This is a genomic window from Aeromonas sp. R4-2 (genome assembly GCF_040908295.1).
GTDB lineage: Bacteria > Pseudomonadota > Gammaproteobacteria > Enterobacterales > Aeromonadaceae > Aeromonas > Aeromonas veronii.
On record NZ_JBFODL010000014.1, the window covers coordinates 175174 to 188455 of the forward strand.

The following is a 13282-nucleotide window of genomic DNA, read 5'->3' on the forward strand; positions in this document are numbered from 1 at the left end:
AAAAGTGTCATAAGAAAGCCAAAAGCATGGAGAACAAGATGAAGAAAGGATTGTCCAAGATTGCCCTGGCGCTGTTTGCCGCCGGTTTCGCCTTCAGTGTCTCAGCCGCCGATATCAAGGTGGGGGTCGCTTCTGACGCCACTTCGCTGGATCCGCAGGAGCAGCTCTCCGGTCAGACCCTGGAGATGTCGCACCTGGTATTCGATCCCCTGATGCGTTACACCCAGGACTTGCAGTTCGAGCCCCGTCTGGCCGAGAAGTTCGAGCGTGTCGATGACAAGACCGTCCGCTTCCACCTGCGCAAAGGGGTCAAGTTCCACTCCGGTAACGACTTCACCGCAGACGACGTGGTGTGGACCGTCAACCGCCTGAAATCCTCCGTCGACTTCAAGGCGATCTTCGATCCCATCAGCGAAGTGAAGAAAGTTGATGACTACACCGTCGATCTGATTACCGCCAAGCCGTTCCCGCTGGTGCTGCAGACCGTCACCTACATCTTCCCGATGGACTCCAAGTTCTACACCGGCAAGACCGAAGCGGGCAAAGACAAGGCCGAGATCGTCAAAAACGGCGACTCCTATGCCTCTACCCACGTCTCCGGTACTGGCCCGTTCACCGTCAAGTTCCGCGAGCAGGGTGTGAAGCTGGATTATGCCCGCAACGCCAACTACTGGGACAAGGCCTCCAAGGGTAACGTTGAGAACCTGACCGTGGTGCCCATCAAGGAAGATGCGACTCGTGTTGCAGCCCTGCTGGGTGGCGACGTGGACATGATCTATCCGGTTGCGCCGAACGATCTGGAGCGCGTGAAGAATGGCAAGGACTCCCAGCTGGTTACCCTGTCCGGTACCCGCGCCATCATCATCGAGCTGAACCAGAACACCAACCCGGCGCTGAAAGACAAGCGTGTACGTCAGGCGATCAACTACGCCATCAACCAGGTGGGTATCGTCGAGAAGATCAACAAGGGCTTCGGTACCCCTGCTGGTCAGCTGAGCCCGAAAGGCTATGCCGGTCACAACGAGGCGCTGGTGCCCCAGTATGACCTGGCCAAGGCCAAGGAGCTGATGAAAGAGGCCGGTTACGAGAAAGGCTTCAAGATGACCTTCATCTCCCCGGCTGCCCGCTACGTCAACGACGTCAAGATTGCCCAGGCTGTCTCCGCCATGCTGGCCAAGATCAACATCAAGGTGGATCTGAAGACCATGCCGGTGGCACAGTACTGGCCCGAGTTTGACAAGTGCGCCGCGGACATGCAGCTGATCGGCTGGCACTCCGACACTGAAGATACCGCGAACTTCTTCGAGTTCCTGACCTTCACCAAGGATGCCAAGACCGGTATGGGTCAGTACAACTGCGCCGGTTACGCCAACGCCGAAGCTGACAAGCTGGTGATGGATGCCAACGCCGAGACCGATCCTGCCAAGCGTGCCGAGATGCTGAAGAAGGTCGAAGCCATGCTGATCGAAGATGCTGCCTACGTGCCGTTGCACTGGGAAGATCTGGCCTATGGCGCCAAGAAGAACGTCGACATCAAGCCAGTGGTCAACGTGATGAACTTCCCTTACCTGGGTGACCTGGTGGTCAGCAAGTAAGAGAACGTCGCAAGGAAGGACGGGGCGGGGTGGTCAGCTGGCCACTCCGCCCACTAACAGAAGCCTGTGCCACGACACAGGCCACGTAGAAGGACAAGCATGTTTACATTCCTGCTGAAACGGTTCTATCAGGCCGTGATAGTGATGTTCGTCATCAGCCTGGTCGCCTTCTCCATCCAGGACAACCTGGGTGACCCGTTGCGCGAGCTGGTGGGACAATCCGTCTCCGAAGCCCAGCGTCACGAGTTGCGCGAGAAGATGGGCCTTAACGATCCCTTCCTCATCAAATACAGCCGCTTTTTGAAAAATGCGGTGCATGGGGATTTGGGTACCTCCTATTTCTTCAAGCGACCCGCTCTCGAGGTGATCCTCGACAAGCTGGTGGCTACCCTTGAGCTGGTGTTTGCTGCCGCGCTCATCATCGTGGTGGTTTCCATTCCACTCGGTGTCTATTCGGCGATCCGCCCGCGCAGCATTCCCACCAAGATCATCATGGCGGGGAGCAGTATCGGCATTTCGATCCCGGTATTTTTGACCGCCATCATGCTGATGTACCTCTTCTCCATCCAGTTGGGCTGGCTGCCTGCCTATGGCCGCGGCGAGACCCGTAACCTGCTGGGCTGGGAGTCGGGCTTCTTCACTTGGGACGGCATCCTGCACCTGATCCTGCCCGCGGTATCGCTCTCTTCCATCATGTTGCCGCTGTTTATCCGGCTGGTGCGCTCCGAGATGCTGGAGCAGCTCTCCTCCGAGTACGTCAAATTCGCCCGCGCCAAGGGGCTGGACAACAACAAGGTCTACTATCAACACGCTCTGAAGAACACCATGCTGCCGGTCATTACCGTCGGCGGGGTGCAGATCGGCACCATGGTGGCCTACACCATCCTGACCGAGAGCGTGTTCCAGTGGCCGGGCACCGGCTTCCTGTTCCTTGAGGCGATCCACCGGGTCGATACGCCGCTGATCACCGCCTACGTCATCTTTGTGGGACTGATCTTCGTGGTGACCAATACCCTGGTCGACCTGCTCTACGGGTTGATCAACCCGACCGTTAACCTGACTGCCAAGGGGTAAGCGCATGACTAATGCTGTAACTGCAAGCCCAAGCCGTTGGGCACGATTCAAGAACTCTGACATCGTCTACTACTTCCTGCGGGACAAGGTAGCCATGTTCAGCTTTGCGGTGTTTGTGGTGTTCGTGCTGGCGGCGCTGCTGGCGCCCTGGCTCGCCCCGCACAACGTCTATGACCAGACCAGTTTTGATCTGATGGATGCCGAGTTGCCCCCCTCCTGGCTCGAAGGTGGCGAGGAGCGCTTCTGGCTCGGCACCGACAACCAGGGGCGGGATATCTGGAGCACCATCCTCTATGGCGCCCGTATCTCCCTCACCATCGGCCTGTTTGCGGTGGCGCTGCAGCTGGTGCTCGGTATCGTCATCGGTCTGATTGCCGGTTACTTCGGTGGCCGCATCGACAACCTGCTGATGCGCTTTGCCGACGTGCAGTTGTCGTTCTCCACCATGATGGTGGCGATCATCATCTCCGCCATCTTTCAGGCAACATTTGGCTCCGAGTTCTACTCGAAGTTCGCCATCATGATGCTGGTGGTGATCATCGGTATCGCCGAGTGGCCGCAGTACGCCCGTACCGTGCGCGCCTCTGTGCTGGCGGAGAAGAAGAAGGAGTATGTGGAAGCGGCCAAGGTGATGGGGTTCCGCGCCCCGCGCATCATGTTCCGCCACATTCTGCCCAACTGTTTGTCGCCCATTCTGGTCATCTCCACTGTGCAGGTGGCCAACGCCATCATGAGCGAGGCGGCGCTCTCCTTCCTGGGTCTGGGAATGCCGGTTGATCAGCCCTCGCTCGGTTCGCTTATCAGCGTCGGCTTCAACTACATCTTCTCCGGCTCCTGGTGGATCACCGCCTTCCCGGGTATCTGTCTGGTGGTGCTGGTGCTGGTCATCAACCTGCTGGGTGACTGGTTGCGGGATGTGTTTAACCCCAAGATCTACAAAGGTTAACGCGGGCTGATTCTGAAGCGCCGAGTCGCAGCTGTCAGAGCATTTGGATAAAAAAATCCGAAACCGGTTTAGCCGGTTTCGGATTTTTATTGGTCTTGAGCAGACAGCTTGTTGATTGCACACCCATCAGTAGTGCGGTGGCGGGGTCTCTTCGGCCATGCTGGCAATCTGGCTGGGCTGTACGCTTTGCAGTTTGTCGATCAGCAGCTGGATCTGGTATTTGAGTCGATCGAGTTCACGGCCCTGGGTGGTTACCTCGTCGTTGAGCTGCTCTATGGTGTATTCCGCATAGGCGAGACGGGTTTCCAGGGTTTCGATGCGATCGTTAAGTTGCTGACTCATGGGCCTTCGGGTCCTTACTTGATTGTCCAGATTTCGGCCAGACCACTGGAGCTGGCACTGACAAGGTGGCTATTGTCGCGCAAAGCGACGCCGTAGACCACTGCGCTGGGCGGTTTCACCTTGGGTTGCGGCGAGACGCGCCAGCTCTGCAGCAGGGCACCATCGCTCACTTGCCACAGGGAGAGCTGACGGGAAGGGGCGCCGGTGATGAGCCACTTGCCATCGTTGGCAAAGCGGGCGCTGGTGTAGACCTCGAAGCGGTGATCATATTGCAGCTGACTCACCTCCTTGCCGGTTTTCAGATCCCAGATGCTGGCCCGGCTGCTGTCGGCGGTGAAGGCGTAGCGGCCGCTCGGCTCCAGTCTGGCCATGATCACCCGGCCACCATGGTTGAAGCGCCAGATCACCTGCCCGCTACGGGTATCCCACAGATAGGCGCTGTAGTCGTTGCCGCCGGTCAGGGCGTAGCGACCGTTGGCGGAGAGATCCACCGTATTGACCTGTTCGGTGTGCCCCAGAAACTGCAGGCGACGGCCGCTTCGGGTGTCGAGCCACTCAGCTTTGCCATCTTCCCGCCCGATCAGCACATAACGACCGTCGGCAGAGAGCGCGATGTCCCTCAGCCTGGATTCAGGAAGTGAGTAGTAGCCTTGTGATTGCCCGTCGTTCAGCCGCCAGGTAGCAAAGGTGTCTGGGGTGGCGGTGACGGCATGGCTGTTGCCTTCGGAAAAGCGGGTAATGAATACCAGATCATCCGCCGAGTCGGATTGCTTCCAGCGCCAGCGTTGACGGTTCTGTTCCAGATCCCAGACGATGATGCCCTGGCTGATGCTGGAGACGATGGCCTGCTTGCCATCACTGGAGAGATCTGCGGTCAGCAGACCTGTGCTGGCGAGAGTCATTTGCTGGTTGGGTTGGGAGCTCTGCTCGCAACCGGTGAGCATTAAACAGAGGCTCACCAGATAAATGGCACTTTTTATCATTTTTGCGGTCTCACGCTTTTGTTACCTGCGATCACGGCGTTAGTATAAGGCGCTTATCACGATAAACCTCTCATTTCACGATGGAACCGAGAGCGGTATTTGGAGTTTGGAGAAACTGATGAACAAATTTCTGAAGGTGTCCCTGTTGGCGGCGGCCGTTGCCGTCGGTCTGACTGCTTGCCAAAAAGACGAGAAGCCTGCTGCGGCCAATACCGCCGAAGTGAAGGCAGAAGCCAGCAAGCCGGCAGAGGCGACCAAGGCCGAAGCCAAGAGCTTTGAAGAGCAATCTGGCTACGCAATTGGCCTCTCCATGGGTCGTTACATCGCCAATACCCTGGAGCGTCAGCAGGAACTGGGCATCAAACTGGACAACGCCGTGATCCTGAAAGGGGTGACTGACGGTCTGGGCAAAGAAGCCAAGATGACTGATGAAGAGATCCAGAAGGTACTGCAGGATTACGACGCCAAGATCAACGAGCTGACCAAGGCCAAGGCCGAGAAAGACGCCGTTGAGAATCTGAAGAAGGGCGAAGAGTTCCTGGCTACCAACGCCAAGAAAGAGGGTGTGAAGAGCACTGAATCCGGCCTGCAATACGTGGTCGAGAAGATGGGCACTGGCGCCAAGCCGAAATCTACCGACATCGTCAAGGTGCACTACACCGGTACCCTGACCGATGGCACCAAGTTTGACAGCTCCGTCGATCGCGGCGAGCCGGCTACCTTCCCGCTCAACCAGGTTATCCCGGGTTGGACCGAAGGCGTTCAGCTGATGCCGGTTGGTTCCAAGTTCAAGTTCTTCCTGCCGTCCAAGCTGGCCTATGGCGAGCACGGTGCAGGCTCCATCCCGGCGAATGCCGTACTGGTGTTTGACGTTGAGCTGCTGGCTATCGAGAAGCCGACTGCAGACGATGCCAAGAAGTAATCTTTTCTTGTAGTGAAAAACGGCTCCTTAAGGAGCCGTTTTTACTTGTGTATTCCCTGCAATCGCGGGATAACAGAGCTGTCTTGGCGTTGGGTTTGCGCGCGAAAATAAGGCAAAATAGATCGCAGAATCAAATACAAGGATGAGTCCAGTGGCTGAAAATAAATCGCGTGTCCTGCTGGTGGAAGATACCCGTAGTCTGGCGGTGGTCTATGAACAGTACCTGCGCCAGGAGGGGTACGAGGTAGTGCTGGCCGATTGTGGTCAGCAAGCGTTGGCACAGTTGCTGGCAAGTCCTCCCCCCGTGGTGCTGCTGGATCTGGAGCTGCCGGATATGTCCGGTATGGATATTCTGCAAATGATCACCGAACAGCAGTTGCCCTGCTCTGTGGTGGTGATCACCGCCCATGGTTCGGTGGATGTGGCAGTGGAGGCGATGCGCCTCGGTGCTTTCGATTTTCTGACCAAGCCGTTTGACAGCAAGCGGCTCTGCGCCACCGTTCGCAATGCCTTGAAACATCAGCAGTTGAGCTCGCTGGTTGCCCACTATCGGGAGAACTTCGAGCGTAGCTCCTTCTTCGGTTTTATCGGCGCCTCCATGTCGATGCAGGCGGTCTATCGCATCATCGAAAGTGCGGCGCCCAGCAAGGCGACCGTCTTTATCACTGGCGAGAGCGGCACCGGCAAAGAGGTGTGTGCCGAGGCGATTCACCAGTGCAGTCCCCGCAGCGAACAGCCCTTTATTGCCCTCAACTGCGCCGCCATTCCCCATGATTTGATGGAGAGCGAGATCTTCGGTCATGTGAAGGGCTCTTTTACCGGTGCGCAGGGGGATCGCAAGGGGGCGGCCAGTCTGGCCGATGGCGGTACCCTGTTTCTCGACGAGATCTGCGAGATGGACCTGGATCTGCAGAGCAAGTTGCTGCGCTTTATCCAGACCGGCACAGTGCAGCGGGTCGGCAGCGGCAAGCTCGAGACGGTGGATGTGCGCTTTATCTGCGCCACCAACCGGGATCCGCTGGTGGAGGTGAAAGCGGGCCGTTTTCGCGAGGATCTCTACTATCGGCTCCACGTCATTCCGCTTACCCTGCCGCCACTGCGGGAGCGGGGTGAGGATATCCTGCTGCTGGCGCGCACCCTGCTGCAAAGCTACGCCAAGGAGGAGAACAAACGCTTCAAGGATTTCGATGTCGAGGCGGCGCGAGTGCTGCTTGACTACCCCTGGCCTGGCAACGTACGCGAGCTGCAGAACGTGGTGCGCAATATTGTGGTGCTCAACGATAAGGAGTTGGTGAGCCCGGATATTCTGCCGCCACCACTCAATGGGGTTCGCCCCCAGCTGCCGGCTGCGATTGCGGCAGCGGTGGCATCGGCTCCGGCCGCCACCGGGGCGGCCAACGGGCCAATTCGTCCGCTCTGGCTGGTGGAGAAAGAGGTGATCGAACAGGCCATCGCCAGCTGTGACGGCAACATTCCCAAGGCGGCGGCACTGCTTGAGATCAGCCCCTCCACCATTTACCGTAAAAAGCAGGGGTGGGAAGAGTCCAATCGGGCCTGAACCATCTTGCTAGCAGAAAGGGCGGCTAGTGTGCCGCCCTTTCTATTTTGGGGATCAGAGTTTGGCGAGGCGCTTGAGGCGGGCCAGTCGCTCCCCCTCGTTGGCGCTGAACCAGCGGTCCTGCGACAACAGAAACCAGGCGCGGGAAAAGTATTCCGCGGCCAGCGGATCGTCGAGCACCAAGGCATTCTCCCCCAGCTCCTCGAACAGATAACCATCCTCAGGTTCGCCTGCCTCGGCCATATCAACCTTGAGTTGGTGCAGCTCTGCCAGTGCCTGCTGGTGCTGACCTTGGGCCCGGGTCAGGCGAGCCAGACTCCAGCGAGCGATAAACGCCTTGGCCGGCTGGTTATGCTGCAGATGCCAGGCCAGGCACTTCTGTTGCTGGATTTTCGCCTCATCAAAGCGGCCCAATTCGAACAGGGTCCAGCCCTGATTGTTGTAAAGGGGGGCAAGCCAGCCACGCACCTTCTCGTCACTGCTGCGTTCCGCCAGCTCCATCGCCAGTTGATGCCAGCGGCTCTGCTCTTCCAGTGGTGCGGCGATGGCGATCATGTGAGCGGCGTCGATGGCGAGATAGGTTTCTTTCTCCTTGAGCCCCCATTGCCAGGCTTGTTCAAACAGCGGTTTGGCACTGGCTTTGTCACCCGCCGAGTTAAAGGTGCGGCCTCGTTCCAGCAGGGCCCTGATCCGGGCTCTGGGGGTTTTATCGGTGAGGCGGGGCGCTATCTCGTCGAGCAGCTGATGGGCTTCGGCAAACTGGCGCTGCAGTGAATGGGTGCGGGCAATTTGGGTCAGCAACTCCAGTTCGAGTTGCAGGTAGGCAGCGGCGCGCGCTTCGGGAAGAAGGGTATGAAAACGCAGGGCGCTGGCGGCGGGATCCTGATAATCCCACAGCGCCATGAAATCGGGCGGATTGTCCATTTGGCCTCCTTGCTGGTTATCCTGTCACCAAGATGCCTGCAGGCCATTGTTTGTACAAGGGGCGCCCGTCACAGAGCGCCCCTTGCAGCATGCTAACTGCTGTGGCCGGTTGGTCAGTAGACCATGGCCAGGCTCATCAGCATCAGACCGAGTGCGGCGAAGGCACCCTCCTTGATGGCGAGCCTTGGCACCAGCGCCTTGGGCAGGGCCGGAAACAGGCTCAGGGCAAAGCCAAGGCCCGGCATCAACCAGTGGAATGCCGGATCGCGCAGGGCGGGATCGGCGGCACCGTTGATGATGATCAGTAAAATAAACAGGGTGAAGGCGGGGAGGATAAACCAGCGTACCCCACCGGCGGCGACCGCCCGCAGCGGCGAAATGCGATAGAGCAGCATGGTCACAAGGAACAGAACAAAAGGGGCCAGCAGATAGAGCGGAGCGGGGTTCATAACATCTTTCCTGAAAACTGATCGTCAAAAAACAGGGAGTCCGGTGCAAGAGGCGCGGGATTTAATCACTCTTCGCAGGTAATCACCAGCAGCCCGGGTCCGGGCTGTGAAGAGGATCCCGGATAAAGGTTTGCTAGCGCACTCTTAGTGCAACCAGAACCAGGCTGCAGCAAATCCCAGCCAGCTCAGCACCAGCAATATCCAGGGCAGGGGATGCTGATGGCTTACTTCAACCAGCTCCAGCTGATCATCTTGTTCTTCGGTTTGGGGTGCGCCCTGTGGCTGCCTGGCTTTGGCCTGCAATTTTTTCTGGCGGCTCGCTTCACGGGCCCGCGCCTTCATCTGTTTCTTGTATTCGTCGATGCCTTTCTGGATCCCTTGCGCGATAAGCTGGGTCTGCTCCTTGGTCTGCCCCGGCTTCTGGTTGGCACGGGCAATTTTCATCGCCTCCTGCTGGGTCTCGGGGGAAATCTTGTCGTACTTGGCCATCAAATCATCTCCTCGGACATGGCTGGCTGGGGAGTATGCCATAAAGGCGCGTCCGGGTGGCGCCTCCTTGGTGCGGGAGGGGAGCAAGTGAGTGACTGCTCAACAAAAAACCTGATAAATCAGCAGGAAGCCGGATGTTGGGCCGAAGATCACAATTAGCAGAATTTGTGAGTCATCGATGAAAAACGGTCATCTGTTGTTTGTTATATTGGCGCCCGACCCGCTGGACAGGGTTGATAAATAACAAAACAATCAAGGTGATATGGAAATGAATAATAACTTTATCAAAGGCGGCGTGGCACTGGCCGTGCTTGCTGCACTGACTGGCTGTAATACCTCGACCAATGACACCGTTGCACCCTGCACCGAAAATGTCTGCAAACTGACCATACTGCACACCAACGATACCCACGGCCGTTTCTGGCACAACGCTGAAAATGAGTATGGTATGGCTGCCCAGAAGACTCTGGTCGAACAGCTGCGTGCCGATGCCAAGGCTGCTGGCAGTGACGTACTGGTTCTTTCCGGTGGTGATGTGAATACTGGGGTGCCGGAGTCAGATCTGCAGGATGCCGAGCCTGACTTCATGGCGATGAACAACATTCGCTACGATGCCATGGCAGTGGGCAACCATGAATTCGACAACCCCCTCAGCGTGCTGGAGAAGCAGCGCAAGTGGGCCCAGTTCCCCATGCTCTCGGCCAATATCTATGATAAGGCCAGCGGTAAACACTACTTTGACCCCTACAAGGTGTTCAAGTTGGAGAGCGGTCTCAAGGTCGCTGTACTGGGCCTGACCACCGAGGATACCGCCCAGCTGGTGGATCCCAACAACGTGCAAACCCTGGAGTTCCGCGATCCGACCAGCGAGGCGGCCAAACTGGGCCAGCAGATCCGCAGCAACAAGGAGGCCAATCTGGTCTTCGCCATCACTCACATGGGCCATTACGAGAATGGTCAGCACGGCAGCAATGCGCCGGGTGATGTAGAGATGGCTCGTGCTCTGCCGGCAGGGACTCTGGATGCCATCATTGGTGGCCACTCCCAGAATCCGGTCTGTATGGAACCGGGTACCACCAACAAGTACGCCAATTTCAAACCGGGTGATAACTGCCAACCGGACCAGCAAAACGGCACCTGGATCATGCAGGCCCACGAGTGGGGCAAGTATGTGGGCCGTGCCCAGTTTGAGTACCAGAATGGCAAGTTGACCCTGACCAGCTATGACCTGATCCCGGTCAACCTGATCAAGCGCAACGCCAAGGGCGAGGCGATCGATGCCAACGGCGCCGTAACCAAGGATCCGGCCAAGATGCAGTTCGTACAGGACGAGATCACCAAGGATCCCGAGCTGTATAACACCCTGCTGGGTTACCAGGAGAAAGGTCAGCAAGAGCTGAATGTCGTCATTGGCTCGGCAGATGGCTTGCTGGTTGGTGATCGCAACTCGGTTCGCAACAAGCAGACCAACCTGGGTCGCCTCATCACCACGGCGACCAGCAGCAAGCTGGGTGTCGACTTTGGTATCGTCAACTCTGGCGGTGTCCGTGACAGCATCCCGGCCGGTGATATCACCTACCGCAGCGTGCTGCTGGTACACCCGTTTGGCAACACGGTCAATAAGGCTGTCATGAAGGGAAGCGAGCTGGCGACCTATCTGGGCCAGGTGGCAAGCAAGACCCGCAATACCGGTGGTTATGCCCAGTTTGGCGGTATCAACATGGCGGTGGATTGCCAGGCCAAGAGCGTCAATATCACCAGTATCGGTGGCAAGGCGTTTGATCCGGCAGCAACCTACAGCTTCGCGATCCCGAGCTTCAGCGCCTCCGGTGGTGACGGCTATCCGAAGATCGATACCATCAACGCCGGTTTGGTGGATGCTGCCGTGCTGAAAGAGTTCATCGAGATCAAGAAGGTGATCAACGTGGCCGATTATCAACCGTCCAATGAGGTGACCTATCTGAACTCAACATCTGCCGAAGGGTGTAACTAAGAGCTGTCGATTCGGTATCGTCACAACAGTAGTCACACTCTGCTGTCTTCTTAAAAAAATCCCCGGGCATTACCCGGGGATTTTTTCGAACCGTTACTGAATTTTCCTGTCTATTGCATCACATCGTGTCTCGTCAGGCTTGCAGCCAGCTTTCGATGCTGCGCTGGATGCCAGCATCGTCCAGACCGAGCAGGGCATAGATCTCCTGCTGGGTACCCTGTTCCACGAAGCGATCCGGCAAGCCAAGGTTGAGCACCGGCTTGCACTGCTTGCTGCGCATCAGCAGTTCGTTCACCGCCGAACCGGCGCCGCCCATGATGGCGTTGTCTTCGATGGTGACGAACTGATCGTGGCTGGCCGCCAGCGACAGCACCAGTGACTCATCCATCGGTTTGACAAAGCGCATGTCCACCAGGGTGGCATCGAGTGCTTCGGCCGCCGCTTTGGCGTGTTGCAGCAGAGTGCCAAACGCCAGAATGGCAGTGCCTTTGCCCTCTCGAATGATGAGTCCCTTGCCAAGCGCCAGCGCCTGCATCTCCTGCGAGATGGGGGCATCGCTCAGGCTGCTGCCACGGGGGTAGCGCACCGCAGCTGGCCCCTGATGGCGATAGCCGGTATAGAGCATCTGACGGCATTCGTTCTCGTCGGAGGGGGTCATGATCACCATGTTGGGCACGGTGCGCAGGAAGCTGATATCGAACGCCCCCTGATGGGTGGGGCCATCGGCGCCCACCAGACCGGCCCGGTCGATGGCGAACAGCACCGGCAGCTCTTGCAGCGCTACGTCGTGGATCACCTGATCGTAGGCACGTTGCAGGAAGCTCGAATAGATGGCGACCACCGGCTTTTTGTCGGCGATGGCGAGACCGGCAGCAAAAGTGACCGCGTGCTGCTCGGCAATGGCCACATCGAAGTAGCGATCCGGATACTGCTGGCTGAATTTCACCAGCCCCGAGCCTTCACGCATGGCAGGGGTGATGCCAACCAGCTTCTCGTCTTTGGCCGCCATGTCGCACAGCCACTGGCCGAAGATGGCGGAGAAGGTGGGCTTGGCACCACTCGCCTTGGGCAGGGCGCACTCGTCCGGATTGAACTTGGGCACGGCATGATAACCGATAGGGTCTTTTTCGGCGGGCTCGTAGCCCTTGCCCTTCTTGGTCTTGACGTGCAGCAGCTGCGGGCCCTTGAGGTTGCGCATGTTGCGCAGGGTCTCGACCAGTGCCTCGATATCGTGACCGTCGATGGGGCCGATGTAGTTAAAGCCGAACTCCTCGAACAGGGTGCCGGGCACAACCATCCCCTTGAGGTGCTCTTCGGCCCGTTTGGCCAGCTCCTTGACCGGCGGCAGCCCCGCCAGCACCTTCTTGCCGCCTTCGCGGATGGTGGTGTAGAGCTTGCCGGACATGACCCGGGCCAGATGGTTGTTCAGCGCCCCGACATTCTCGGAGATGGACATCTCGTTGTCGTTGAGGATCACCAGCATGTCTTTATGGACATCGCCGGCGTGGTTGAGCGCTTCAAAGGCCATACCTGCGGTAATGGCACCATCACCGATCACGGCAACGACCTTGCGACCCAGCCCTTCACTCTCGGCGGCGACCGCCATACCGAGCGCCGCACCGATGGAAGTGCTGGAGTGGCCGACGGAGAGCACGTCGTATTCACTCTCGCCACGCCAGGGGAAGGGGTGCAGGCCATCCTTCTGCCGGATTGTGTGGATCTGGTCACGGCGCCCGGTCAGGATCTTGTGGGGATAGGCCTGATGGCCCACGTCCCAGATCAGCCGATCGAACGGGGTGTTGTAGACGTAGTGCAGGGCCACGGTCAGTTCGACCGTGCCGAGACCGGAGGCAAAGTGTCCGCTGGAGCGGCTGACAGAGCGCAGCAGATATTCGCGCAGCTCGTTGCACAGCACCGGCAGCCGATCTTTGGGCAAGGAACGCAGCTCGACCGGAGTGTCCGCGAGGGCCAGGTTGGGGAAATTGCTAATATCAACGCTCATATTGT

The 13282-nt window shown here is 58.2% G+C and carries 12 protein-coding genes; 6 read left to right on the forward strand and 6 right to left on the reverse strand.

Annotated features, from left to right (window positions below; all coding sequences use genetic code 11):
• The first annotated feature begins 38 nt into the window (after positions 1-38).
• The 3 genes from AB5Y99_RS11295 (at position 39) to AB5Y99_RS11305 (ending at position 3615) form a co-directional block, all read left to right on the forward strand.
• Complete coding sequence (locus tag AB5Y99_RS11295) at positions 39-1595, forward strand: ABC transporter substrate-binding protein (RefSeq protein ID WP_042054176.1); 1557 nt, start codon at positions 39-41, stop codon at positions 1593-1595.
• Between the two features lie 99 nt (positions 1596-1694).
• Positions 1695-2669 carry an ABC transporter permease gene (locus AB5Y99_RS11300; RefSeq protein ID WP_005349514.1) on the forward strand — a complete coding sequence of 325 codons (975 nt, stop codon included), beginning with the start codon at positions 1695-1697 and terminating at the stop codon, positions 2667-2669.
• 4 nt (positions 2670-2673) lie between these two features.
• Positions 2674-3615 carry an ABC transporter permease gene (locus AB5Y99_RS11305; RefSeq protein WP_019445927.1) on the forward strand — a complete coding sequence of 314 codons (942 nt, stop codon included), beginning with the start codon at positions 2674-2676 and terminating at the stop codon, positions 3613-3615.
• Between the two features lie 126 nt (positions 3616-3741).
• On the opposite strand, the gene AB5Y99_RS11310 is transcribed toward AB5Y99_RS11305, so the two are convergent.
• Entirely contained in the window at positions 3742-3957 is a 216-nt protein-coding gene (locus tag AB5Y99_RS11310; RefSeq protein WP_005335285.1) for a SlyX family protein, read from the reverse strand.
• A 14-nt stretch (positions 3958-3971) separates the two neighbouring features.
• Complete coding sequence (locus AB5Y99_RS11315) at positions 3972-4940, reverse strand: hypothetical protein (RefSeq protein WP_021230804.1); 969 nt, start codon at positions 4938-4940, stop codon at positions 3972-3974.
• 118 nt (positions 4941-5058) lie between these two features.
• On the opposite strand from AB5Y99_RS11315, the gene fkpA reads away from it, so the two are divergent.
• On the forward strand, positions 5059-5862 hold the full coding sequence (fkpA, locus tag AB5Y99_RS11320; RefSeq protein ID WP_106842305.1) for an FKBP-type peptidyl-prolyl cis-trans isomerase: 804 nt from the start codon (positions 5059-5061) through the stop codon (positions 5860-5862).
• Between the two features lie 151 nt (positions 5863-6013).
• Positions 6014-7420: a sigma-54 dependent transcriptional regulator gene (locus AB5Y99_RS11325; RefSeq protein ID WP_236348689.1), complete on the forward strand. Its 1407-nt coding sequence runs from the start codon at positions 6014-6016 to the stop codon at positions 7418-7420.
• A 54-nt stretch (positions 7421-7474) separates the two neighbouring features.
• Here AB5Y99_RS11325 and AB5Y99_RS11330 read toward each other — a convergent pair whose 3' ends face one another.
• From AB5Y99_RS11330 to AB5Y99_RS11340, 3 genes are all read right to left on the reverse strand, one after another.
• Positions 7475-8344: a hypothetical protein gene (locus AB5Y99_RS11330; protein WP_368209728.1), complete on the reverse strand. Its 870-nt coding sequence runs from the start codon at positions 8342-8344 to the stop codon at positions 7475-7477.
• 113 nt (positions 8345-8457) lie between these two features.
• On the reverse strand, positions 8458-8793 hold the full coding sequence (locus AB5Y99_RS11335) for a hypothetical protein (RefSeq protein WP_005358483.1): 336 nt from the start codon (positions 8791-8793) through the stop codon (positions 8458-8460).
• A 144-nt stretch (positions 8794-8937) separates the two neighbouring features.
• Positions 8938-9282, reverse strand: coding sequence for a DUF2956 domain-containing protein (locus AB5Y99_RS11340; protein ID WP_005349520.1), 345 nt, complete (start codon positions 9280-9282; stop codon positions 8938-8940).
• A gap of 268 nt (positions 9283-9550) precedes the next feature.
• Between AB5Y99_RS11340 and ushA the strand changes: the two genes are divergently transcribed.
• On the forward strand, positions 9551-11275 hold the full coding sequence (gene ushA / locus AB5Y99_RS11345; protein ID WP_368209729.1) for a bifunctional UDP-sugar hydrolase/5'-nucleotidase UshA: 1725 nt from the start codon (positions 9551-9553) through the stop codon (positions 11273-11275).
• A 133-nt stretch (positions 11276-11408) separates the two neighbouring features.
• Here the strand turns inward: ushA and dxs are convergent, their stop codons facing one another.
• The gene (gene dxs, locus AB5Y99_RS11350) at positions 11409-13277 is read right to left on the reverse strand and encodes a 1-deoxy-D-xylulose-5-phosphate synthase (protein WP_368209730.1); all 1869 of its coding nucleotides are present in this window, start codon (positions 13275-13277) and stop codon (positions 11409-11411) included.
• Between the last annotated feature and the right edge of the window lie 5 nt (positions 13278-13282).